This is a genomic window from Vibrio sp. G-C-1 (assembly GCF_021728015.1).
In the GTDB taxonomy this organism is placed as follows: Bacteria; Pseudomonadota; Gammaproteobacteria; order Enterobacterales; family Vibrionaceae; genus Vibrio; species Vibrio splendidus.
Genome location: NZ_JAKKCR010000001.1, coordinates 611074 through 636775 on the forward strand (window position 1 = coordinate 611074; position 25702 = coordinate 636775).

Below are 25702 nucleotides of genomic sequence, written 5' to 3' on the forward strand. Positions count from 1 at the left end.
TACCTTCGTCATTCCCTGAAGCGAGAATCGAGCGTAATAAGGATTCTCTGGCAAACGCAGGAAGTGGACTCATCAAAAAGGAAACGGCCATGCACAAGAAGCCCCATTTACCAACTAAGACATGTCCTATTTGCCAAAAGCCTTTCTCATGGCGTAAAAAGTGGCAACGTTGTTGGGATGACGTGATTTACTGTTCTGAACGTTGTCGTCGTCATAAGCCAACTTTGGCGTAATTTCTGTTCGTTTTTAGAACACGTTAATAGTTTCGTCATTTATTTCTTAAGTTAATATTTCTATCTGTAAGACAACTAATGTATAAAGGCGGCATGAAGATACCTAAAAGAATACAGCCCTTAGTTGACGATGGTTTAGTCGACGAGGTGACAAGCCAATTAATGAGTGGCAAAGAAGCGTCAGTGTACATCGTACGCTGCGGCGATACGATCCGTTGTGCCAAGGTATATAAGGAAATAAGCCAGCGCAGCTTTAAAAAAGCAACGGCGTATCGTGAAGGCCGAAAAGTCCGAAATAGTCGCCGTGCCAGAGCGATGGAAAAAGGCTCTGGTTTTGGTCGAGAACAGCAAGAGAAAGTGTGGCAAAACGCTGAAGTGGATGCCTTGTATAAACTGGCTGAAGCGGGCGTACGTGTGCCTGTGCCTTATGGCTGTTTTGATGGCGTGCTGCTTATGGAGCTAGTCACTGATGATGACGGTTATGTGGCTCCAAGATTGAACGATGTTGTAATGCCGCCAGAACAAGCGATTGAAGATCATGCGGTGATGATGACTTACGTGGTTAAAATGCTTTGCGTTGGTTTGATCCATGGTGACTTGTCTGAGTTTAACGTATTGGTTGATGAATACGGCCCTGTGATTATCGATCTACCACAAGCTGTCGACGCTTCGGCTAATAACAACGCTGAGTGGATGTTGGCTCGTGACATCAATAACATCCGTGATTATTACGCTCAGTTTGCCCCTGAATTGGCGAAAACCGAGTATGCCAAGGAAATGTGGGCGCTTTACGAAAAAGGCGACTTGAAGCCAGACAGCAAGCTAACGGGTGAGTTTACAGAAACTGACGATTTGGCTGATATCGAAGCCATTATGCAAGAGATAGATGCTGCGCGAATTGAAGAACAATACCGACGCGAGCGTGTTAAAGAAGAGAAAGAAGGTGTAGACGACAGTAAGTTCAATTGGGCTGAGTAGTCGTAATGATCCGTTTTGATCTTTCGTAAATGTCAGTCATAACGCCTTAAAAAACTGAGGCGCTCTTTCAAAAAATAACCCAATGGAGCCTCAACTCTGTTGGGTTTTCTTTTTTTAGCACTCATAAAAGACGGCCACTGGTATTAATTACCAACTTAACTGCTCACCATCGTAAGCGTAGAAGTGCCCACTGTTATCCGGTGTGGCAGTGCGAATGATGTCCACCAATTGATGGGCGACATAGCTCGACTCAAACAACTTACTTTCAGGGACATTGGTCTGAAAAGGTTTCGATAAAGCCGTGTCTGTTGTGCCCGGGTGTAGCGCTAATACTGTGCCTTTCTTTATGGTGCGTTGCCATTCAATCGACATGGTTTTGATGAACATGTTGAGTGCCGCTTTCGATGACCGATAGCTATACCAACCTCCTAATCGGTTGTCTGAAATGCTACCTACCTTTGCGGAAACTACAGCAAACTTTGGATTGTCGCTCGTTCTAAGAACCGGTGTGAAGTGCTTTGCCAATAATAAGCTGGGTAGGGTATTCACCGAAATGTTTTTCAGGAAAAACTCAGGGTCGATAGAAGACAAGTTTTTTTCCGGCCCGAGCTCCGATGTGTGAAGCATACCCACGCAGTTTATCAACCAGTCCAATTTTTCAAACTGTTTGCTGAGTTGCTCAATATCAGCTTCGTTGGTTGCATCGACTTTGTGCCAGTTCAAACGACTGTTTTCTAGTTCTGGCTGTTGAGAGTGGTAAGTCGCGTCTACATGCACATCAAGAAAATCAAACCGAGACAGCTCAGATAATAGGTGTTTAACCACAGCGAAACCAATACCGCCACTCCCACCAACAACTAGTATGTGTAATCTGAGTTGCTCAACCATTATAAATTCTCCAAGTTTGTGATTCGTTGTTCTGCGGTGTCGAGTATCGCTTGTTGGTCTTGTTCGTCCATATTGTCCCAAGAGCGATATAACATGCCCATGCGTGGGTTACGGTTTAACGCATCGCGGTGCTGGTTCATAAAGCGCCAGTACAAGCTATTGAAAGGGCAAGATTGCTCTCCGCTGCGTTCTTTTATCTTGTAGTGACAGCCTTTGCAGTAGTCACTCATACGGTTGATGTAAGAACCGCTGGCAGAGTATGGTTTGGTTCCGACAATCCCGCCATCCGCAAACAGTGCCATACCTCGCGTATTTGGCATTTCGACCCACTCAATCGCATCAACATATATACCAAGGTACCAACTGTCTACTTGGTCGGGGTCTATGCCTGTAATTAAGCAGAAGTTGCCAGTGATCATTAACCTTTGGATGTGATGCGCGTAAGCAAACTCAAGGGACTGGTCAATCGCATGCTTCATGCAATTCATTTTGGTTTGTCCGTCCCAAAAGTAATGGGGCAGATTATTGATTGCTGAATAATGGTTTTTATTGGCGTACGCAGGCATGTTTGCCCAATAAACGGCGCGTATGTACTCTCTCCAACCTAGAATTTGGCGCACGAACCCTTCGACTTGTGCAATATCGATAGTTGCTGCGTTTGGCTTAGAAGGAGCTTGATAAGCTGACAGCGCAGCATCAATCACTTCTTGGGGACTCAGCAGTTTACTGTTCAACGAAAAGGAGAGGCGGCTATGATACAAGCTCCATTTTGAATCGTGTTCTGTCGTCATCGCATCTTGAAACTGACCGAACAGCGGTAAACAGACTTGGCAGAAGTGCGCGAGTAAAGACAAGCTTTGTGCGCGGTTAACTGGCCATAATAATTGGTCGCCAACTTCACCAATGGTTTGAATTTGATGACGCTCGATGCGTTCTAAAATCGCGGAAATGTCGTTGGCAAACATCAGAGGTTGAGGCAGGCTTTCAATGTCTTGTTTCTTGAGTTTCTTTCGATTGTTCGCGTCGTAATTCCATTTGCCGCCAACTGGCTTTCCGTCTTCTAGCAAAATGTCGAAGCGCTTTCTCATTCGGCGATAGAAGTGTTCCATCATGATGTGTTTGTCTTTCGGAAACTGTTGTTCGATTTCTTCGAATGGAAAGAGGAAGTGTTCGGAATCACAACAACCTTTGGTCGCATTAGTGAGCTTTAGCTTGTTCATCTGCTCTAAAAGGCGATATTCATCTGGCCTTTGATATTCGAATTTCTCTACGCCGAATTCGTGTACGTAGTGTTGCAATAGAGCATCGAGATTTTCAAATTGCGTGGTGTCATCAAGAGTGAGGTGGAGTACCTGATGACCTTGTTGTTTGAGTTCGTCGGCAAAATAGCCCATCGCAGAGAAAAAAGCGGCCACCTTTTGGATGTGCGATGCAACGTAGTCAGTCTCTTGCTTGAGTTCAGCGATGATGTAAATGACCTCGTCATCAACCTGTTGAAACCAAGAGTGTTGGATATTGAGTTGGTCACCTAAGACAAGGCGCACGGTTTTGAAATTCATAACACATCCTGATTGTTGGTTAAGACAAGTTCTTTGCTTCTGGCATTCCACTTGTTTATAAATATATGGTCTGGGTCATACATATCGGTCTGCCTAGCCAAGTCGAAATGGTGTGATTTGGGTTGTGCTTGGTTAGCATCATTTTGCTTATTGGCTTGAGTGTTTACCTGAGAGTTCAGTGCTCCGGCTATATACGCCCAATTGCCCCAGTTTGATGCCACGTCATAGTCGATTAGTTGGCTCTCAAAATAGGCTGCGCCGTGTCGCCAATCGATCCCTAGTTCGTAGATCAAACAGCTTGCTGCTAGTTGTCTTCCTCTGTTCGACATATAGCCAGTTGTATTGAGCTGACGCATACACGCATCGACAATCGGATAGTTGGTATTGCCACTTTTCCAATTGGCGAAATTCAGGTTCGACGTCGCTGAGGAGTTTGAAGAATTGAGTTCATGGTTTGAGGTTTCACCGAACAACGAGGAACCCAGTGACAAACACTTCCAATAGAAATATTCGCGCCACAACAACTCAAAGTAGATCCAATAGGTTGAATCGTTACTGCCATGATCGGCTTCGAACTGTTTTAAATGGCGATAAATCGTTTTAGGCGAAACGCAGCCGAGCGCTAACCACGGTGAGAACTTGGTTGAGTTTTCGATGCCGTCAAATGCGTTTCGAGTCTGCTTGTAATTAAGAGCGTAATCATGTGAAAAGTAGTTTTCTAAATGCGCTAGTCCAGCGTCTTCGCCACCCAAATAATCGCTTATTACTGCGCTTTCATCATTTGGTGAACTGAATAATGAGATTGTCGATGTCGATGTCGATGTTAATGCTAGTCTCACTGCTGGTGGTAGAGCCGAAATAACCGTCTCATTGCGATTAACGTCTAAGTGCTCGACTAGCTTTCTAAATTTGGTAAAAGAGCTCGGGACTTTTGAGAATTCGAACGGTAGCTCATGTGAGTCAAACAAGGTTGAGTGATGTGGTAAACACATTACTAAGTTAGGCGACTGTCTTTGTATTGATCGAATCAATCGTCGCTCATCGTAACCGCAGTGTGCATTGGCGAAAAAGTGGGTGACGTGCTGTGTAGCAATAATTTGGCTGAGTGTTTGCTCGGTTGTGTCGGGTTCTAAATGATTACTGCGAATCACGACAATTTGCTGCCCAAGCTTTACTAAATTCGATTTCAAATTGACTATCGATTGTGAAACAAAAGCCTGGCGATGTGCGCCATAACTTTGCTCTTGCGCTAAATCAGCAGAGAAACGAACCAAAGTGGGTTCGATAATCACGCAAATGAGTTTATCGACGCTCTGCGCAGCGTAATGGAGCAATTGATTGTCGTTGATTCTTAAGTCGTTCGCAAAAAGATAGAGACCAATCTTTTTCATTGCTTGCACTCGTGATTTGTTAGTTATTAGACGGTTACGAGTGGATGAACAAACAAGATCACAAATGATTACGTCAAATGGGTATTGGTTGAATTTGGGGAAAGAAGAGGATTGAGGAGGGGACAGAAGCCAACCAATAATACCGATAGAGGTTGGCTAATGAAGCCTGGCTTTATAAGCCCAAACAGCTATTTTTTAAGAGCGACAGTCTTTAGGAACAGACAATCCATAGAAACTCTAGTCCATAGCAGCAGTCAGTCTTTAGGAACGAGCTCTAGTCCATAGGAACGACGAGTATGTCGACGGGAGAAGAGTCTATCAATTGCTTCGAGTGCGAGATGATCTTATGCCAAAAATCATGATGATGACCACAGAGCATTAGATCAATGTTGTGCGTTTTCACAGCATCTTTGAGTTTGTCATTCAAATCACCCGTACCTACAAAAATATGCTGAACCGGCTGTTTAGCGTAAGCCTCAAACTCTCTTAAGTGTTTTATCGCATCATCATTGACAGGTAAGTCACCATTATTTTGCTGAATATCAACGAGTTCTGGGTAGATTTCTCCGTGAGTACCGTCGATATAAACAAACGAAAGTTCCGTTTCTAGTTTGTTCGCGAAGAAGGTTGCTCTATCAATGAGTATTTTCGAGTCATCAGACATTTCAAGTGCGACCAGAATATGTCGGTATTCCATAATTAAAGCCTCTTGTTATTAGTGATGTTACAAGCATAGTTTCTCTCTAAGTAAATGATATCGAAGAGGTCTCATATTGCGTAAAATCATCATTCAAAGATCTTCTAAGTACTCTCGTATTTATATCGCTTTGATTGATAAGAAATTTACAAAAGGTTGTTATAGTGAAGTGAGTTCGATCTTTATGCTTTTTGCTATTAGATAAGCTCGCTAGTCCAACTCGTCAATAACCAAGAGGCATTAATGACAGCATTACTCACCATCCCAACTCGAACATTAGGCTTTGACTACGATATTGAGATCCGCGATTGGTCTCAAAAACTTGTCGGTTTTCACGTATTTGAAGATGGTAGACGACCGCTCGATGGTGGTATTGGCTTGAGCTTAAACCTCGTTGAGCAGTTTGATGTGAATGGTCGTTGGTTAGATTCATTGCCAGCTCGTTATCGTGAGATCACCGATGATTTCCCAGAGTATCAATACCAGATGTTGTGGCTCGCGGCGAATACTTATGAAGCAGCTCAACTGCTTGAATTGAGGCCGGTTATCTTGGCGCTGATTTGCATGAAACACAGTGTCGATAACAAGAAAGCATTGGAACTGAGTCGTTTAGGGCAGAAGAGAATCTTAACCAAACTGGGCTTAGACGGCAGTAAAGCCACACTCAAATTTATCGATAAGCTAGAGCTTCATTACAACGTCGGTGATGAGCTTGACCACATTGTGCGAATTCTCGAACCGCTGCAAAGACGTGTTCTTAAATTCAAGCATTACTCCAAAGTTGGCTACACAGCGCTTCGTTTGGACCAAGTTCATCCGTTTCTAACCGGCAGTCGATTGGGCATTGCGATGGTGGAAGAGGGCAGGCTTAATGCGCCTTCAAAAATGGCGATGTTCCAAGATGCGATATTGTTAGGACTAGATTTGGAGATGGATGATCCATTACGCGCCATTACCAGCCAGAACTCATTTGCGATGTTCGAACAACTTCACGATAGATGGACAGAGCAACGTCAACTGCGTCGTTTAGAAGGTAACCGCCCAATGGATAAAGACATTCCTTACCCGGTTCCTTTGCTAGGTAACGACAATATTCATCCGCTTACTGATTACTACGACCTTGAAAAAGAAGGCATGGAGCAAAAACACTGCATTGGTGTTTATCATAATCGAATCATGAGCGATCGCTATGTGGTATTCCGCATGTTCAAACCTCAGCGCTTAACCATAGGTTTACGTCGTGTTCCAAGCAAAGCCTTTCCGTTTGAGATTGACCAAATTTGCGGAAAACGAAATGCACCGCCATCGGAGTCCGCTCGCCAAGTTATTCATGACTGGTTAGAAGCGAGTAAACAAAAGTATCCTAAGCAATAGCCATGAAGTAGAAGGAGTAGCAGGATGTTTCAACAAGGCGATTTATGTCCGCATTGTGGTTTGATTATTGTCATGCCAACAGATTTGCAAGCCGAATGCTTAGGGTGTGGCGAAGAAATCAATCAAGACCCTGCAGACGATTACGACGAAGAAGAGTAACTTTACCTACACTGATATAAACCAAGGCTAGGATGGCCAAATTACTACCTTTCAAAGGACGGAAACATGCAGAAAGTAATCTTTAGAAATTGCGATGAAAGTTCGCCATATTGGAGTGAATTAGAGCGCTTGTTTCAAAGTGAATGGTCGGATTTCAAGTTTAAAGATACCTATAAAGACTGCGTACAACTTCCTCCAGTAATAGTAGTGCTTCGCGATAATGTGGTCATTGGTGGCTTGGCATATTCCCATTTTCAGGAACCTCATCAAGTTCGGGATGTGGTTTGGATTAATGCTGTTTATGTTGATGCTCAATGGCGTGGCCAAGGTATTGCAAGTGAATTGATTAATCGAGCTGTTGAACAAATGCCAGTTTACTATCAATCTCAATCCTCGAAAGATTCAACGTCTAAGTTGTACGCCTACACCAATATTGCGCCTTTGTACCTTTCTCTTGGTTGGTCAATCGTCGAGATTGAAACCGAACCCAATCATCACGTCATGAGCGTTTTGTTTTAGATTAAAACTAAATAGTCGCTATGTATCTGCCGAGTAGTAACACACCGTCAGATACGCGTTCTGTTGTGCTATGTAGTCGTATTGGCAAATTACGCTTCTCGAATCATCATGACTCTCTGAATCCGAAATCAGCGAAGTAATATCTTTGGACAATTCGAATTCAACTGTGTCTTCGTCAATTTTGATCAATGTTGCCGAGTTAAAATCCAGTCCTCTTCTAACAAAGCGAGCCAATGCTTTGTAAATGGCCTCCTTCGCCGAAAACAGCAATGTCACAGCTTCTGTTCGAGTTAATCCATACTTCACCACCAAATCGACCTCTTGAACGGTTACGACCATGTTCTCGATATCATCACAAATTTCACTGGAGATTCGTTGTTGGATATCGATCCCAATGTTTTCTCTATTCGCATTAGAAGAAGGTAAAACTCCAACAGCGGCTATGTCGTCACTATGGGAAATAGAACCAATGACATCATTTGGTAGGCGTGGACTTCGGTCGACATTCTGTTCAAGGGGCTGATGTGAAAAGCCCAGATTTTGTAATTCCCTCGCAACCAAATAACGTCCCGCAAAATACTCCGCCTTTCTTTTGTCGACTGATTGAGCGATCGCGATAGGGCAGTACACGTTTGTTATATCAAACAGATTGTCGTCAAAGCTTTGTAGAGCAAACTGCGCGACATGGACTTCAATACCCTTAGTTTTGCAGCTCAATTCTTTTTGAAAGTTAAATTCGGCCACAATAAATGGATGATCCGTTGGTAGTGGACTAAAGGTGTTGTTCATCATTAGCTTAACCATTTTGCAACAAGGTGAATAATCAATAATAGGCATCTATTATTCATGGTAAGGACTCTAACCCTCTAAAAAATAGGGGAAAAGGTCGTATGGCATATAGTTTAATCTAAATGAAAATCGTTTGCATTAGGGTTTTTGCAAGTGTATAAATGTTTGTCTGTTAATGATTTTATGAATATGTTCGTATTTCATTAATTTTTTAGTGAATGATGTGTTTTAAGGTTGAAGGTATGCTCGAAGCAAAGGGACTCGGTTTTAGTGTAGGGGATAAGCAATTGCTCAAGACATTCAATGTGTCGTTTGAGCAAGGAAAGATCTACGCTTTGGTTGGGCATAATGGCTCGGGGAAATCGACCTTATTAAAGTTGCTAGCGAAGCAACAGCACGCCACTTCAGGCGATATTTTCCTGAAAGATAAACCGGTCGCTAAATGGTCGGATAAGGACTTCGCACAACAAATTGCTTACTTACCTCAACATTTACCTGCAACCGACAGTTTATCCGGCAAAGACCTCGTGAGCTTTGGTCGTTACCCTTGGCACGGCTTATTGGGTCGACTTTCAAGTAAAGATAAGCAGTATGTTGAAGAGGCGATGCAACTTACCGACACAGCGCAATACGCTGATCGTTTGGTGGATACTTTATCGGGTGGTGAACGCCAACGTGTGTGGCTTGCGATGCTGTTGGCTCAACGCACCAAATACCTTTTGCTGGATGAGCCTTTAGCAGCGCTCGATATTGGTCATCAGATCGAGATGCTGACATTGATTAAGCGCCTGAGTGAAACATTGGAAATTGGCGTGATCATTGTGATACACGACATCAATATGGCTGCACGTTTCTGCGACCACATTATTGCCCTTCGTAGCGGTGAGCTATTAGTTGAAGGCGAGGTTTATGAGGTATTCAAAGAGTCGATATTGAAAGATATCTATGGTGTGCCTATGCACATTACTCAACACTCTGCGGGTTACCCAGTCGCGATGCCTGGTGATTTGGAGCCAGCATGATGCTTAAACAGTCTTTCCAATCAATATTACATCGCTCGCACGTCACTCGTACTCTTATCTCAAGTGTTGTCATATCGAGCTTGCTGGCTTTTTCTCCACTTTCGTTAGCCAAGCAAGATACGCCTGAGATGAATGATGACGATCGACCTCGATTGGTTTCCATCGATTGGACTCACACCGAAACGCTTCTGGCGTTGGGCGTTACTCCTATTGCGGTAGCGCAAATACCCGATTACAACTCGTGGGTAAAGTCTCCTCAAATCCCGTCAACTGTTGCGGATGTTGGCTTACGAACACAGCCAAACCTCGAACGCATTCATGAGCTCAAACCAGACAAGATATTACTCTCTCCAATGTTTTCAACGTTGGAGACTCAACTTAGCAAAATTGCCCCTGTTACGACCATTGGTTTGTACCGAAGTGGTGATGTTGATTGGTCAGCGCTAGAAACGGTTACTCGAAAGCTAGCAGAAGTCTCTGAGAAACAACCTCAAGCTGAAGTTTTGATTCAGAAAGCGAACACTGAAATGGATCGTTTAGGATCTCTGCTACCCAACAGTGCTCCTGCAATGTTGATGGTGCAATTCATGGACACTAATCACGTTCGCGTCTTTGGGGATAACAGCCTATACAAAGCCTCAGTAAACAAGATTGGCCTTGAATCAGCATGGAAAGAGCAAACCAACGCTTGGGGTTACAGTTTGGTTGGTGTCGATCAGCTTATTGGCGTTAAAGGACAAATCGTGATTATTTCGCCAATGCCAGCAGGAACTAAAGAGAGCCTTAAAGCAAATCAGTTTTGGCAATACATTGTGAAAGAGTCGGGTTATCCCGCGCTACAAGTACCAGCGGTGTGGAGTTTCGGTGCGATACCTTCTGCAACACGCTTTGCGCGCTTCATTGTCTCTGAATTGAACCAAGGAGACGTGCTATGAGAGTTCTCTCGTTAGGTGTTATGACTCTTTTATTGGTTTCTACACTGGTGTTAATAGGCCAGCACCTATCTGTCCCTCAGTTCGGACTGAGCCGATTTTCTAGTTTGTGGAGCGCTGATTTCACTTCTCCAGACTCAGTGAAGCTGCATTTAGCTTGGTGGCCGAGGTTATTCACTACATTGCTATCTGGCGCAGCGTTGGCAGTTGCGGGTGTCTTGATGCAACAGGTGCTCAGAAACCCTTTGGCTTCACCGTCTACGTTAGGTGTCGCGAGTGGTTCGAGCTTTGCACTTATGTTAGCGACGCTTTACGCCCCTTGGCTTTTAGAGTGGTCTTATTCGCTGGTGGCGTTTGTTGGTGGCGTAACTACCATTGGTTTGGTGTTTGCTTTGTCTTGGCGACGAGCTTTGTCTCCAACTGTGGTGATTGTATCTGGCTTAGTCGTGAACCTCTATTTTGGCGCTGTGAGTACTGTCTTATTGATGGTGAACCAAGACAAACTGAATGGCTTAATGATTTGGGGCGCAGGTTCATTGGTTCAAACCGGATGGGAAGATGTTCAGTACTTGGCTCCGCGCTTAGCGATTGCGACTCTGATGGCGTTTCTGTTCGTAAAACCACTGAGTTTGCTCCAGTTATCAGAGCAGGGCGCTATGAGCTTAGGTGTTTCGTTACCGAAATTGAGAGTTGGTTGTTTAGGGTTAGCCGTATTGTTGACGGCTTGGGTTGTCAGTGCGGTGGGTGTAATTGGATTCGTTGGTTTAGCGGCCCCCGCATTAGCACGCTTGATGGGTGTGCACCGTTTAGTTCCTAAGTTATTGGTATCTATGGTGTTAGGCGGCTTGCTGTTAAGCCTTACCGATCTGCTGATTCAACAACTACCAGGCATCATGTCGATGTTTATACCGACAGGTGCTGCAACGGCTGCATTGGGTGCTCCATTGTTGCTGTGGTTACTGCCCAAGTTATCAATGAAAAGCCAGTCACAAACGCAAACTGTATTAACGCGTCATAAGGAAGTAGCTTCTCGCTTAAACAAGCATTCAGTGGTATTGGCTAGCTTGTTTATTGCTCTGTCGCTGGTCGTGTTCAGTTTATTCTCTGTACAAACTGAAGGTTGGCGTTGGTTATTTCAAACTCAAGACTGGGCAATGCTTGAATGGCGTTTACCTCGATTAACGGCAGCGGCATTGGCGGGTGGTATGTTGGCAGTAGCAGGCACGATCGTTCAGCGTTTGAGTGGAAATCCAATGGCTAGCCCAGAAGTGATTGGTATCAGTTCTGGTACCGCACTAGGTTTGATCATCGCAATTTTTGTGGGCTTTGGAAGCAGCGTTGTTGGGCTTTATGTCGGTGGCTTTATTGGCGCGGTCTGTACTTTGGGCATCATTGTCGTGCTCAACCAGAAGTCGGGCTTCCAACCGGAAAGAGTATTACTAACAGGCGTTGCGATAACGGCACTGATGAACGCTGTGCAAAGTTTTGTATTGGCAGGTGGCGACCCAAGAAGTTATCAAGTTCTGGCTTGGTTGGCAGGTTCAACGTATTACGTCACCGAGGCAACACTCGTTCCGTTACTGATATCTTCGGTTGTATTTATCTCGTTAGGTTTCCTCTGTGCGCGATGGTTGGATGTGTTGCCATTAGGGCAGGCGAGTGCGCAATCTCTTGGTATTAATGTATCAAAATCTCGAATTATATTGTTGGTGCTGGTGGCATGTTTAACCGTGAGCGCAACACTGGTGGTGGGCCCGTTAAGCTTTATCGGTTTGATGGCTCCACACATGGCGAGATTATTTGGTTATAGCCGTGCTAAAGAGCATCTGATCTGTTCTTCGTTAATTGGTATGGCACTGATGTTGATCTCGGATTGGCTTGGTAGACAGTGGCTTTACCCGCAAGAGATCCCAGCAGGATTGGTGGCTTCGATTATCGGTGGCATGTATCTGATGTGGGGCTTAAGAAGGTTATAGCTTAGCTGCTTGTAGTCCTTGTCGTTACTTATAGCGACTACTGAACGCTTGTTAACGGATTTCTGTTGAATGAACGGGTTGAGCTTTTAGAGGCCAAGACTAGACAACAAGATTATCGTGCTTGGTTTATACAGGTTTATCTTTTTCTTTATTGATAATGATAATCACAATAATAATTAATTGAATGGTGTGTATGAAATGGGTTTGATCCTATTGCTGGCTGAAAAACAGAAAAAATCATTGTTGTTCGTGATCTTATTGAGTATTGCGAGTGCGTTCCTGAGCGTTGGCGTGATCGCGTTTATTCAGCATAAGTTACTTGAAAGCAATGGGTCACTTTCCAATACCCTAATTCAGTTTAGTTTGCTGCTGATTGGTTTGTTGGTGACAGCTACCGTTGCTCAAGTCGCTCTCCATAAACTAGGACACAAATTCGTTTATAACAAGCGTTGTGAATTGGTCTCTCAACTATTGAATACCGATATTGAACAAGTCGAGAAGGTTGGAAGTGCAGGGGTACTCGCGTCACTGAACACAGACATTCGAAATATCACTATCGCGTTCGTACATTTGCCTGAGCTGATTTATGGCTTGGTGTTAACGGTGGTGGCATTGGTCTACCTGGCTTTTTTGTCTATGCCTCTGTTTGGTGTCAGCGTTTTAATGCTGTCTTTAACCGGTGTCATTGGTTATCTACTTGTTACGCGCATCACTAAACACGTTAAACAGGTTCGTGAGTACGACGACAAGTTGTATCACGACTACCAGTCCTTGATTGATGGACGTAAAGAGCTGTCTTTAAATCCATTCAGAGCCAAGCGTTACTTTGATGAAACCTTTTCAGTCAATGCGGAAGGTTACAGAAATGAAGTGACACAGGCCGATATCTTAAATGGTTTCGCTGCCAACATGGCGAACACCGTGGTATTGGCGCTGATTGGTTTGAATTTCTACCTAGCGACTGGCTTAGGTTGGGCGACGTTAGAAGTCGCGTCTACATTCGCATTGGTCGTGTTGTTTATGAGAACACCATTGATGTCTGCAGTAGGTTCAATTCCAACCTTGATTACTGCCAATATTTCTATGAAGAAGTTGTCGTCGTTAGAGTTGAGTACCGATCGAAGCTTGAGTCCGAAATCGGCAAAAACCAAAGTATTCAGTTCACTAGAACTCGTGGGGGCTCGCTATCGATATCGCTCAGATTCTGATGGCGACGCATTCGGCGTAGGTCCAATCGATTTCAAAATAGAACGCGGTGAACACATCTTCATTATTGGTGGCAATGGCAGTGGTAAATCGACCTTTGCTCGTTTACTTACTGGGCTCTACCGACCGCATTCTGGCCAAGTCTATGTTGATGGTAATGAGGTGACTCAAGCGCATTGGCAAGATTATCGCCATCAATTCTCGGCTGTATTCAGTGATTTCCATTTATTCCATCAAATTGTCGATGGTGAAGGTCAAGACATCGATAGCAAAGATATTGACGAATGGATGGTACGTCTTGAAATGGCACATAAGGTTGATCATCAACAAGGCAAGTTAAGTGATGTTCGCTACTCACAAGGTCAACGAAAGCGACTGGCACTGATGATGTCAGTACTCGAAAAACGCGGTTGTATTCTGCTTGATGAATGGGCCGCTGATCAGGACCCACGCTTTAGAAAACTGTTTTACCGTCAGTTATTGCCACTGCTTAAACAACGTGGCGTGACTGTAATCGCGATTACTCATGATGACGCTTATTTTGATGCCGCTGACCGTATTTTCAAAATGGATACTGGCAATCTTATTGAGTTGAGTAAAGGGAATTTAGCCCAAGCACACCAAGCACTAGAGAGTGTTGTGGCTTGAGTTTTAAGAGCCAAGTTAGGTTCAAAAACACAATAAAACAAAGTTAGTTGAGGAAAGAATGAGTATTGATAGCCCAAATACGGAATTTACCGTTGTTATAAACGAACAAGAACAATACAGCATTTGGCCAACCTACCACTTAGTGCCCAATGGTTGGACTGAGGTCGGTGTAAAAGGCAACAAAGAACATTGTCTTGCGCACATCCGAGAAGTTTGGACTGATATGCGTCCGAAAAGTTTACGCGACGCGATAGACGCTCTAGAACACTAAACCCGTTTAACTTTTAGTCAGCACCTGTACTTTTCGCCTATAACGGGCGAATTGAGGATTTCTGCAACCAAATTTCATGTTTAGGTAATAAAATGTCAGTGGATGATGAACAAATTTTGGATTCCGTCACGCCTTGGAACCCAATCTCATACTCTCAGCAACGCTTGTGGTTATTTCAGCAATTACAACCGATGAGCCTAGCCTATAACTTAGGCGGCTTACTTTGGTTTGAAGGTAAAGATATCACCGCTGAAAAGATCCAACATTCATTAAATGAAATGGTGTCGGCATTTCCTTCGTTACGCAGTCAGTTTGCTGAAGTTGAGGGAAAAGCGGTTCAACGAGTGATGCCTTTTAGTTCTGTTGAATATGATTATATCGACATGCAAGGTGACTCGAATACCGTCGAGTTTATCCATCAAGATGCTCGCAAACGTTGGCAACAACCGTTCAATTTATTGGAAGGCAATCTAGCTCGCTGTTGTATTTATCAAGTCAGTAAACATCGCTTCGCTGTGTTGCTTGCCACTCATCACATCGTTACTGATGCTTGGTCATTTCAAATCAAAATTAGGATGCTAGTCAACTCAGTTGCAGGCAAAACCTACAGTGGAAAAGAGGTTCAAAGTTATCTTGATTACGCAGCTGATCAGGCTAGTACAGAAAAGTCTGATATCTATAAGCAACAGAAAGCTGCATGGATAGAAAATCAGTTTATCGGTGAAGAGTCGCTGTCGTTATCAAACCTGAATGACCAGTCGCAAGACACTTATGGGGCGAGACATGAACTTGTTCACTTATCTAAAGAGATCAATGATTTGATCAAGCTGTTAGGGAGTGAGCTAGGCGCGACTAAGTTTGAGGTGTTAGCGTCGGCAATGATGCTAACGTTGCGCCAGTACTCTTCCAATGTTCATCCTTCTATATGTGTTCCAGCGCTAAACCGTAATGCTAAGAATCGAAGAACGGTAGGCTTCTATGTGAATAGTGCCGTGATGGGCTATCGCATTGATGCTGAAATGTCGTTGTCGCAGCTAGTCAATAATACCCAGGCTTCTATGAAAGCATCGCTCGCATTTGAAAGCACGCCGCTAGAGGCGCTAGTGGGCGATTTACCGCTACCGACAACCGCTTTAAATTTTAGAAATCATGGTGACAAATTATCGATTAACACCAACGGAGTGTTTGCTGAATTTGAAGAGTTTCCAGTATTAGAAACACCGTTTGAGTTGGTGTTGGATGTCATCAATAAAGGTGATGCTCCGTTGCGATTTGTCTATGCAAAAGAGAAGTTTACCCGACCGTTTATTACCAAATTTATCGAAAGCTTTAAGATTAATTTAGCGAGCATTGTTCAATCGCCCAACGCTGCTGTCGCCTCAGTTAATGCTCTATCAAGTAAAGACATGAGGTTAATCGACCAACATGGTTCAGGTGACCACTCATGGCAATACCGTCCATTCACTGACTTAGTGACTGAACAAGCCTTTAAGTGCCCGAACAGCATTGCGTTAAAACACCAAAACGAGTCAATGAGCTACCTAGAACTAGAGACTCGCTCTAACCAATTAGCGCATTCTATTTTATCTCAAGGCACCGCGGCTAAATCACCAATCGGTGTGATGATGGAACGCGGTGTCGATATGATCGTCTCTATGATCGCAGTTTTGAAAGCTGGCTCGCCGTTCTTACCATTAGACCCTGATTATCCAACGGAACGATTAAGCTTCATGTTGGAAGACAGTGGCGCAGAGTTACTTCTCACTCACTCAAAATCTAACGATAGATGTAGAGACGTCTTGAGTGGAGGTAACGGTGTCACTCAATTCTGTATTGAGAATGCAAAGCTTGCGAGCTTGCCTACAGATAATTATTTTAATCGCCCGTTGTCCGAAGAGCTGGCCTATATCATCTATACCTCTGGTTCAACGGGAAAGCCAAAAGGCGTCACCATATCGCATGAAGGTTTGAGCATGCACGTTCAGACCATAGGTCAGCGCTATGGCATGAGTGAACAAGACGTCGAATTACATTTCGCCTCCATCAGCTTTGATGGTGCTGTTGAACGCTGGACTGTGCCATTAGCGTTTGGCTCAAAGCTAGTGATACGCGATCAAGAATTATGGACAGCCGAGCAAACTTGTAACGTACTTCAGCAAGAAGGTGTGACTATTGCTTGCTTCCCTCCGAGCTATGTAGGTCCGCTACTCGATTGGATTGAAGCGACGAAGCCTGCACTGGCATTGCGTTCTATTACTTTAGGTGGCGAAGCCTTCACTCGTGAGACCTTTGAGCGTATTCAAAATGTGTTAGCGCCGCCACGAATCATCAATGGCTACGGCCCAACTGAAACGGTGATCACGCCGATGATTTGGGAAGCGTATGCCGACGATACAATGAACAGTGCGTATGCACCAATTGGAACGCCAGTGGGTGATCGGAAGTTGTATGTGCTTGATTCTGAACTCAGCCAAGTGCCGTTCGGTTGCAGTGGAGAACTGTATATTGGTTCAGAAGTGGGCTTAGCTGAAGGGTACTTGAAACAACCCAATTTAACCGCGGAACGCTTTTTACCCGATCCATTTTCAAGTAACGGCGAGAGAATGTATCGAACGGGCGACCTGGTACAGTGGCGTGATGATGGCGTCATGGAATATTTAGGTCGTGTTGACCAACAAGTGAAGATCCGTGGTTTCCGTGTTGAGCTCGGAGAGATTGAATCTCAACTTCAAGCGCTCTCTGGTGCGGAGTTTTGTGCTGTTGTTGATCACGAATCACCAACGGGTAAAAAGCTTGTAGGCTATGTTCAGCTAAGCAAAGTTCAACAAAGCAATGCTCAGTCAAACACGCCTCAATTGCAAAGTTCGAATGGAAACGAAGAATCACAATGGCTTGAACTGCTAGGGCAAACACTGCCAGATTACATGGTACCTGCTTGTATTATTGTTCAAGACAAGCTACCGCTGACTCCGGCAGGTAAGGTAGATAGAAAGGAGCTGTTTGCTCCTGATTGGACAGAGGTACGCAGTGATCAAGGTGCTCTTGAGAACAACCGACAAGTAATGCTTGCTGAAATATGGTGTGAATTACTTAAAGTTAAGAGTGTTGGTGCGAACAGCCAGTTCTTCGCGTTAGGGGGAGACTCGATCATGGCACTCCAGTTGGTCGGAAAACTTCGCCAGTTGGGCTTCATGCTATCGCCTAAACAAGTCTTCGATTTTCCGAAGTTACGAGATATGGCAGGGAGTCTTGAAGAAGCCAAACTTGTTGTTGCAGAACAAGGTAAGCGACAAGGATCAGTAGCGCTGCTGCCGATTCAGCAAAGATACATCAAACACTTTGAGTTCAGTCGTTGTAACCAATATATCCAGTTTAAATGGGACTATCCGTTTGATTTAGCAAGATTGACTAACGCATTCCGCGGCCTTATCGAACATCATGATGCGCTTAGATTACGTTTCTCTGCTGATACCGCAATTGGAATGACGACAAATTACCAAGAAGATGTCGAGTTTGCGATTCACTCGTTTGATGGCGAGATAAATATAAACCAAGTTCAAACGAGCATAAACTTAATCAACGGTGTGATAGGGGCGGTTGGCATACGCAGTATGCACGCCTTAGATGAAACAACTGAGCATAGTGAAGTGCTAATCGCTATTCATCACTTAGTGGTTGATGCTCTGTCATGGCCAGTCATTATCGAAGATCTCGTTAAACTATACGTTTCAGAGCCTACATCAGAGTTTTCATATGAGCCGAGAGGCGTTTCTGGCCCGCAACTACTTACGCAAAAGACGCATCATCAAGGAAACTGGGTCAACGCTTTAAATGCAATGTCGATATCAGACGACCAGCAAGCGTACTGGGCCGAACAACAGAAAGATCTGCTTTATCCGCAAAGTCGCGGCAAACCTATATCGACACACTGGCATACGCCGTTCTCAAAAATAGAAGCTCTGACAAAAGCTGGATTTGGCTTTGCACGTCTTACACAAGAACAAATCGTTTTCTTAATCAGTACCTTAACCGTAAGCACGTTAAATCAAGGTAAAGCGTTAACTATTCATCGCGAATCGCATGGCCGTTTCACCGAGGATTCTGGACTGGATCTCAGCCGAACTGTCGGCTGGTATACCTCGTTGTATCCGCAAGCCATTCCTGTTCTAGAGTCGTTGGAAGAGTGGATTAAATCCTTAAAAGACAGCTTTGATGCTGACCACCTTGGCGGAGTCACGTTCCATGCTGGTGTCATGCAAAATATTTGGCCTCATGTTGGCGAAATGGATGTGCTGTTCAACTATCTTGGTAATGCGGCTCAACAGATTAATGACGCAGTCGAGGTGACAAACACAGGCCTTTGGAGAGATGAGTCTAACACCGCAGATGCAGCCATTGTTATCAATGCGTCTGTGGCCAAAGAAGCGTTATTGTGGGATATCGAATTAGACAATGGATGTTTCAATGAATTTGAAATTGATGTTTTACACGCGGCATTTGACAGCAGTATCGAACGTTTACATGACTTGTTTATTGAAGCCAGCCCTATATTAACGAAAGCCGATGCGCCATTGGTTGGTTTATCTCAAACCCAGTTAAAGCAACTTTGCGGGTGTGCGAGTACCGCTGCTGAATTACCTAGCACGATTCTACCGTTATCAACGTTACAGCAAGGCCTGTATTTCCACGCGAAGCTCTCTGATAGTGACAGCACTTACGTCAATCAAATCACATTGCCTTTGAACAATGTCAATGTGTCAAAGATGGTAGAAGCTTGGCAAGGTGTGATGCAAAGACACCAAATGCTACGTTCAACGTTGTTCTCATTTGATGGTAACGCTTATCTCGCGGAATGGGCAGAACTTAGTCTGGACTATGAGGTGTTGGATGTTCGCAAGCGCAGCCAATTTGATATTGAGGAATATAAGCAACAAAGGGTTGAGGGTGGCTTTCAATTAGAGCAAGTTGTCGAGCGTTCAAAGGTAAAACCTTTATGGCGTGTTGATTTTGTTCAAACTCACGATCATCAAGTACAGTGTATTTTCACGATTCACCATATCTTAATGGACGGTTGGAGTACGGGGGTACTACTCAGTGATTTGTTCGCCTTTTTCCAAGGTCGTGCTATTACTCCGGTTAAAGGTGGGTTTTCTGATTATCTGGCCTGGACGCAGCGCCAAGACAAAAGCCAGTCTAATGAGTATTGGCAGCATTACCTTCAAGACATGGAGTCGCCAACGCGTTTAGCTGAATCCTTTGGACAATCGAACCCTGACGCATTTGATTCCAAGGTGTCTAGCTTCCATCGATACAATGATGATTATTCATCGGAAACCGTCAGCGAATGGTTACCTAAACTAAACCAAGCTGGTGTGACGCTTAATACGCTAACGCAAGCGGCTTGGTTACTGACATTGAATCGCTTTACAGGGCAAGAGGCTCCAGTATTTGGAAACACGGTAGCAGGGCGCCCAACAGAGCTTGCTCATAGTGATTCTATGGTTGGTTTGTTTATTAATACCTTGCCTATTACGCACCGAGTTGACCGTTCGAAGCCAGTATCTGAATGGTTGTTGGATATTCAAACCTCATCAAGTGAACAGCGTGAGTACAGTTATTCATCGTTATCTGATATCCAAGCGCAGACGGGTTGGTCAGGAGAGAACTTATTCGACACCTTGGTGGTCTTCGAAAACTATCCGTTAGATGAAGCGCTTCTGAATAGTAAAGGTAACGACGAGTTTAGTATTGGTAAACCTGAAAGCTATGAATTTACTCATTACCCGTTAACCTTAGCAATTTTGCCGAGTGACTCACTTCGCATTGTTTTTGCGTACGACGAAAGTAAATTTACGTCTCAACAGATTGAAGTGCTTTGTGCAACTAATCGACATTATTTAACTCAGTTAGTGGGACACCTAGCCGAAGATTTAGGCCGATTATCTGAATTAGCTGAAGATCAGTTGCGTGAACTTAGGTCGTTTGACCGCCAACCGGAACCATGGGCATTTGAACCGTTTACCGACTTGGTTACAAAACAGATGTTACTGCGCCCAAATGATGAGGCGTTAGTCTCTAACGTTGAAGTCGAGAATGGCCTTCAAAGACAATCTTTAACGTACCAACAAGTGGTTGAACAAAGCGATGCGATAGCTTCAAGGTTGATCACTGAAGGTGTAAAGCGCGACGATATTGTCGGTGTGCTGTTTGAGCGCGACTGTAATATGCTGGTCGTGATGATGGGCATCATGAAAGCGGGCTCAGCATTCTTGCCTCTAGATCCTTCTTATCCTCAAGAACGCTTAGACTTCATGATTCAAGACAGTGGCGCGCGAGTATTGATTCATGATGCGTTGAGTGAGTCTTTAGGGGATCAGGTTGGGAACCAAGCGAAAATCATTAGTTATGACTCGTTTGATCTAACTAAAAACCTTAATGATACCCCCGTCATCTTGCCGGACCAACTGGCGTATATGATCTATACATCGGGTTCTACGGGCAAGCCGAAAGGGGCCTGTGTATCGCAACAAGGTTTGAGCATGCATGTTCAAACCATAGGTCAACGCTATGGCATGACAGCAAGCGATGTTGAACTCCATTTTGCGTCAATAAGCTTTGATGGTGCGATTGAACGTTGGACTGTGCCATTGGCGTTCGGCTCACGTTTAGTTATTCGAGACCAATCGTTGTGGAGTGCACAACAAACTTGTGACGTTTTGGCTCGTGAACAGGTAACAATTGCGTGTTTCCCTCCAAGTTATGTGTTGCCGTTATTGGAGTGGATAGAGGGTAGCGACCCAGAGCTCTATGTGCGTTCATGGACACTCGGTGGTGAAGCTTTCACTCGCGATACCTATTTCAGACTACAACACGTACTAAAACCAAAAAGAATTATTAATGGTTATGGCCCAACTGAAACGGTTGTGACTCCGATGATTTGGGAAGCGTATTCTGATACTGAGCTAGAAAGTGCCTATGCACCTATCGGAAAGACTGTCGGAAACCGAACCTTATATGTGTTGGATTCTGCGCTCAATCGTGTTCCTGCAGGTGTTGCCGGAGAACTTTATATTGGCGAAGAAGTCGGGTTAGCTAGGGGCTACTTTGAGCGTCCTCACTTAACATCAGAACGCTTTATTCCAGATCCATTCTCAAATAACGGTGAACGAATGTACCGAACCGGAGATGTGGTGAAATGGCGTTCAGACGGAGTGATGGAGTATCTAGGGCGTAGCGACGAGCAAGTTAAGATTCGTGGGTTCAGGGTTGAGTTGGGCGAAATTGAATCTCGTCTACAAAAGATCACAGGTTCAGAGCAATGTGCGGTAATCGCTTGTGACAGCCCTTCAGGCAAACAGCTAGTGGCGTACATTCAAAGTGATAATGTGCTGTCTAGCGAAGGTGCTTTACAAGATCTTGCGAAAGGTCTTCCCGATTACATGGTGCCTAGCCAAGTCGTAAAAGTGGATAAGATTCCACTGACTCCAGCAAGTAAAGTGGATAAGAAACGCTTACCAATGCCGAATTGGCAAGAGGTTGTCAGCGCAGACTATATTGCGCCAATCGGTGAGATTGAGTTGGCTTTAGCAAAGCAGTGGCAAGCGCTGTTTGATAAAGAACAGATAAGCCGTGAGGATGATTTCTTTGCCTTAGGTGGTCAGTCGTTACTGGTGACCCAGTTAGTTGGAAGGCTGAGTCAACAAGACGACATCAGATTATCATTACAGGCGGTGTTCGATGCACCAGTGCTTAAAGATCTTGCTGCTCAATGTATGTTGACAGATGTTAGAAATAGGGGCGAAGTCGTCTCTTTAGCGCGAGCTTCAAGGCTGCCTTACATGCCAGCCTCCGCTGTGCAGAAGCGTTTATGGTTCGTGCAACAACTGTTGCCAGCCAGTGCTGCTTACCACATGCCTCTAGGACTTAAGTTCACGGGCAATGTGAACGTTGCCGCCCTTGAGCGTGCAATCAATGTGTTAGTTGAACGCCATGAGATCTTGAGAACTAACTTCAGTCAGGTTGAAGGTGAGCTCATGCAGTCTATCCATCCTGAGCGTGAAATCTGCCTTGGGATGCACGAAAGCTTAGTGTCCGATGAACAAAGACTCTTAGCATATAAAGAACTGATCGCTAAACCGTTTGATTTCGCTGAAGGCCAGTTGATTCGCTTTGATTGGATAGTAAGAGCTTCCGAGCAATCTACTGGTGTTGAACAGGCTGAGCTATTGATCGTAGCGCACCATATTATCTCTGATGGGATATCGATGCAGTTGCTGCTAAAAGAGTTAGCCGTCTGTTATCAATCGATGATTTCTGCATATTTAGAATCTGGGGAGTCAGCAGCTTTTGAGACTCCTGCTATTCATGATGTTCAATATGCAGATTATGTGAACTGGCAGAAGCAATGGCTTGAGTCCGAGGAAGCGAGTGAGCAAAAATCATGGTGGTTGGACGCGTTGAAATACGATATCGACCCTCTAGTGCTGCACAGTGATGTTCCAAGAGAACAAACCGAAACACAAGGTCACCGACTTCACTTTGAACTGACGAATGAGCAAGTTTCTAATATCACTGAATTGGCAACGTCGCATAACACGACTCCTTTCACTGTAATGCTGACACTGTGGCATTTGTTGATGCACAAGTATTCCGGCCAAGAGCAAGTGCGTGTTGGTGTGCCGGTTGCTGGTCGCACACAACCTGAAACACAGACGATGCAAGGGTGTTTCATCAACAGCTTGGTGATTCCGGCTCAGTTTAATGGGGAGCAATCTTTCTCAGATTTATTGCATCAGGTGAAGTCTTTCACTGAGCAAGCTTTGGGCAGGCAAGACTTCCCATTTGAAATGTTGGTTGAATCACTCGGGATTACTGGGAATTTGCAATACCATCCCGTTTTCCAAACCAGTTTCAACTTCCAGCGCTTTGATGAGGCAGAGCTCTTTGATTGGCAAGGGCTGGATGTTGAGCCATTTGATCCAGGTGTTGTGAATGCTCAGCTCGAAATCGGTATGGACATCCAACAGATGTCTGAGAGTAAGTGGCTTGGTTTCGTAAGCTATGTGTCACCGATTTTCAAACAAGATTTCGCACAAGCGTTACTTGGTCATTGGTTATTACTTTTAGATAGGGTAGCTACAAATAGTGATGGGTTAGTTAGCCAACTTCATTTGATAGACGAGACTGCAGAGCAACAAAACAGTGCATTCAATGACACGTCCCTTGATTGGGGTGAGTTTGTGACGCCGTCACACCAGATTCAGCATCAAGCAGAGAAAACACCTGGCTCGATAGCGCTATCGATGCAAGGTCAAATTCTCACATATAAAGAGTTTGATAAGCGCGTCAATCAACTAGCAAACTGGTTACGAGATAAAGGAGTGAATTCTGAAACTCGTGTTGGATTAGGGCTTGAGCGTTCATTTGAATTGGTCATTGGCTTACATGCTATCACTCGTGCTGGTGGTGCATATGTGCCATTGGATCCGAGTTATCCAGTAGAGCGACTGCAGTATATTCTGCAATCAGCCAACATTGACCTGTTATTGACTGACTCAAACTCGGTGCACTTGTGGCCACAAAGCCAAGATTGTGAGTATGTCGATTTAAGCAAGCTTGATGTATCGGGACAACCTTCAGTACCACCTTTGGTTCACTGGCATCCAGAGCAGGCGTTGTATGTGATCTTTACTTCTGGTTCAACGGGTTTGCCCAAAGGGGTGGTAAACACTCAAGCAGCATTGCAAAACCGTTTGAATTGGATGCAACAAGAATATGCACTCAATGAGTCCGATTGTGTGTTACAGAAAACCCCATTTAGCTTTGATGTTTCGGTATGGGAGTTCTTCTGGCCATTGATGACTGGTGCACGACTAGCGATCGCACCGCCAGAGGCTCATCGTCAGCCAAGTGTGTTGTCTGAAGTCATTCAACAAGAACAAGTGACCACACTTCACTTTGTGCCGTCGATGTTGAATGCATTTTCGGTTGAAACCAATATCTCGGATTGTGTGTCACTCAAACGTATCATCTGTAGCGGAGAAGCATTGCCTGCCGATCTTGTAGAGCAGGTGCTTAGCCATGCGCCTGTCGAACTGCACAACCTTTATGGACCAACGGAAGCGGCGATTGATGTCACGTATTGGCCTTGTGAGTTGCCAGTTTCTAAACGTATCCCAATAGGTTACGCGATCAGCAACACGCAACTTTATGTCCTTGATGATAACTGGAACTCGGTGCCCATTGGTGTGCCCGGTGAGCTGTATTTAGCGGGCATTGGATTAGCGCGTGAATATCTAGCTCGACCGGATTTAACGGCTGATCGATTTATACCGAATCCATTTGGAGAAGCTGGCAGTCGAATGTATCGCACTGGTGACCAAGTGGTGCAAATGGCCGATGGTCGTTTGGAGTATTTAGGTCGCTTGGATAACCAAGTCAAAATTCGCGGTTTACGAATCGAGTTAGAAGAAATTGAGAATGTGATCAATCAACTCGACTGGGTTGAAGAGTCTGCGGTGATCGCCTTTAAACACCAAACGGGCGATCAATTGGTTGGCTATGTCATCGACTCTCACTGGGAACAAGACAAGCAAGAGCTCGTGAAGCAACATCTATCTGAGCATGTTCCTGACTACATGGTGCCAACGATACTGATTGGGTTGGGCGAAATGCCGCTCTCTCCTAATGGCAAACGAGATAGAAAAGCGCTACCAGCGCCTGAATGGCAATCAATCAAATACCGCGCACCGGAAAAGGAGTTGGAATTGTGGTTTGCGACTAATTGGGAAGAGGTTCTAGAAGTCCCTCAAGTGGGCTTGGACGATAACTTCTTTGCTCTGGGTGGCCATTCATTATTAGCAACTCGAGTAGTAGCTAAGGCACATCAAGAGCTTGGCTTAGAGGTGGTACTTAAAGACTTTTTCGAAGCCAATAGCCTGCAGGCACTAACGGATAGTTTGCAAAATCAATATCAAACACAAAATGAACATGAACAAGACGAATTCGATGCCATGGCAGCATTGATGGACGAACTGGAGCTGCTATGAATTACCCAAGAG

16 protein-coding genes are annotated in these 25702 nt (G+C 44.6%); 11 read left to right on the top strand and 5 right to left on the bottom strand.

From position 1 onward, the window contains the following. The first annotated feature begins 89 nt into the window (after positions 1 to 89). Both L3V36_RS02760 and L3V36_RS02765 read left to right on the top strand, forming a co-directional pair. Positions 90 to 233, top strand: coding sequence for a DUF2256 domain-containing protein (locus L3V36_RS02760; protein WP_017078065.1), 144 nt, complete (start codon positions 90 to 92; stop codon positions 231 to 233). Positions 234 to 326: 93 nt separating this feature from the next. Beyond that, entirely contained in the window at positions 327 to 1211 is an 885-nt protein-coding gene (locus L3V36_RS02765; RefSeq protein WP_102448081.1) for a PA4780 family RIO1-like protein kinase, read from the top strand. A gap of 147 nt (positions 1212 to 1358) precedes the next feature. On the opposite strand, the gene L3V36_RS02770 is transcribed toward L3V36_RS02765, so the two are convergent. From L3V36_RS02770 to L3V36_RS02785, 4 genes are all read right to left on the bottom strand, one after another. Continuing rightward, positions 1359 to 2099, bottom strand: coding sequence for an SDR family oxidoreductase (locus tag L3V36_RS02770; protein ID WP_102447918.1), 741 nt, complete (start codon positions 2097 to 2099; stop codon positions 1359 to 1361). Further along, entirely contained in the window at positions 2099 to 3658 is a 1560-nt protein-coding gene (locus L3V36_RS02775) for a cryptochrome/photolyase family protein (protein WP_102447917.1), read from the bottom strand. The genes L3V36_RS02770 and L3V36_RS02775 overlap by 1 nt, the downstream gene beginning before the upstream one ends. Further along, positions 3655 to 5049 carry a DASH family cryptochrome gene (locus tag L3V36_RS02780; protein WP_102447916.1) on the bottom strand — a complete coding sequence of 465 codons (1395 nt, stop codon included), beginning with the start codon at positions 5047 to 5049 and terminating at the stop codon, positions 3655 to 3657. Before L3V36_RS02780 ends, L3V36_RS02775 begins: the two co-directional genes overlap by 4 nt. A gap of 274 nt (positions 5050 to 5323) precedes the next feature. Continuing rightward, positions 5324 to 5746, bottom strand: a complete 423-nt coding sequence (locus L3V36_RS02785) for a universal stress protein (protein ID WP_004733915.1) — start codon at positions 5744 to 5746, stop codon at positions 5324 to 5326. A 243-nt stretch (positions 5747 to 5989) separates the two neighbouring features. On the opposite strand from L3V36_RS02785, the gene L3V36_RS02790 reads away from it, so the two are divergent. The 3 genes from L3V36_RS02790 to L3V36_RS02795 all read left to right on the top strand — a co-directional run bounded on the left by L3V36_RS02790 (position 5990) and on the right by L3V36_RS02795 (position 7798). After that, positions 5990 to 7120 carry a PcfJ domain-containing protein gene (locus tag L3V36_RS02790; protein WP_102444681.1) on the top strand — a complete coding sequence of 377 codons (1131 nt, stop codon included), beginning with the start codon at positions 5990 to 5992 and terminating at the stop codon, positions 7118 to 7120. 24 nt (positions 7121 to 7144) lie between these two features. Then, positions 7145 to 7279: a hypothetical protein gene (locus L3V36_RS23850; RefSeq protein WP_009846853.1), complete on the top strand. Its 135-nt coding sequence runs from the start codon at positions 7145 to 7147 to the stop codon at positions 7277 to 7279. 66 nt (positions 7280 to 7345) lie between these two features. Beyond that, positions 7346 to 7798 carry a GNAT family N-acetyltransferase gene (locus L3V36_RS02795; protein ID WP_102447915.1) on the top strand — a complete coding sequence of 151 codons (453 nt, stop codon included), beginning with the start codon at positions 7346 to 7348 and terminating at the stop codon, positions 7796 to 7798. Positions 7799 to 7816: 18 nt separating this feature from the next. On the opposite strand, the gene L3V36_RS02800 is transcribed toward L3V36_RS02795, so the two are convergent. Next, positions 7817 to 8590, bottom strand: coding sequence for a 4'-phosphopantetheinyl transferase superfamily protein (locus L3V36_RS02800; protein WP_237296582.1), 774 nt, complete (start codon positions 8588 to 8590; stop codon positions 7817 to 7819). 239 nt (positions 8591 to 8829) lie between these two features. Between L3V36_RS02800 and L3V36_RS02805 the strand changes: the two genes are divergently transcribed. The 6 genes from L3V36_RS02805 to L3V36_RS02830 all read left to right on the top strand — a co-directional run bounded on the left by L3V36_RS02805 (position 8830) and on the right by L3V36_RS02830 (position 25690). Continuing rightward, positions 8830 to 9609, top strand: coding sequence for an ATP-binding cassette domain-containing protein (locus tag L3V36_RS02805; protein ID WP_102448078.1), 780 nt, complete (start codon positions 8830 to 8832; stop codon positions 9607 to 9609). Further along, positions 9606 to 10544, top strand: coding sequence for an ABC transporter substrate-binding protein (locus L3V36_RS02810; protein ID WP_102447914.1), 939 nt, complete (start codon positions 9606 to 9608; stop codon positions 10542 to 10544). The genes L3V36_RS02805 and L3V36_RS02810 overlap by 4 nt, the downstream gene beginning before the upstream one ends. Further along, the gene (gene fhuB, locus L3V36_RS02815; RefSeq protein ID WP_102447913.1) at positions 10541 to 12517 is read left to right on the top strand and encodes a Fe(3+)-hydroxamate ABC transporter permease FhuB; all 1977 of its coding nucleotides are present in this window, start codon (positions 10541 to 10543) and stop codon (positions 12515 to 12517) included. Before L3V36_RS02810 ends, fhuB begins: the two co-directional genes overlap by 4 nt. Positions 12518 to 12715: 198 nt before the next feature. Further along, complete coding sequence (locus L3V36_RS02820) at positions 12716 to 14371, top strand: multidrug ABC transporter permease/ATP-binding protein (RefSeq protein WP_017078077.1); 1656 nt, start codon at positions 12716 to 12718, stop codon at positions 14369 to 14371. Positions 14372 to 14429: 58 nt separating this feature from the next. Next, on the top strand, positions 14430 to 14642 hold the full coding sequence (locus tag L3V36_RS02825; protein ID WP_065103530.1) for an MbtH family NRPS accessory protein: 213 nt from the start codon (positions 14430 to 14432) through the stop codon (positions 14640 to 14642). A gap of 92 nt (positions 14643 to 14734) precedes the next feature. After that, positions 14735 to 25690, top strand: coding sequence for a non-ribosomal peptide synthetase (locus L3V36_RS02830; RefSeq protein ID WP_208774273.1), 10956 nt, complete (start codon positions 14735 to 14737; stop codon positions 25688 to 25690). The last annotated feature ends 12 nt before the right edge of the window (positions 25691 to 25702 follow it).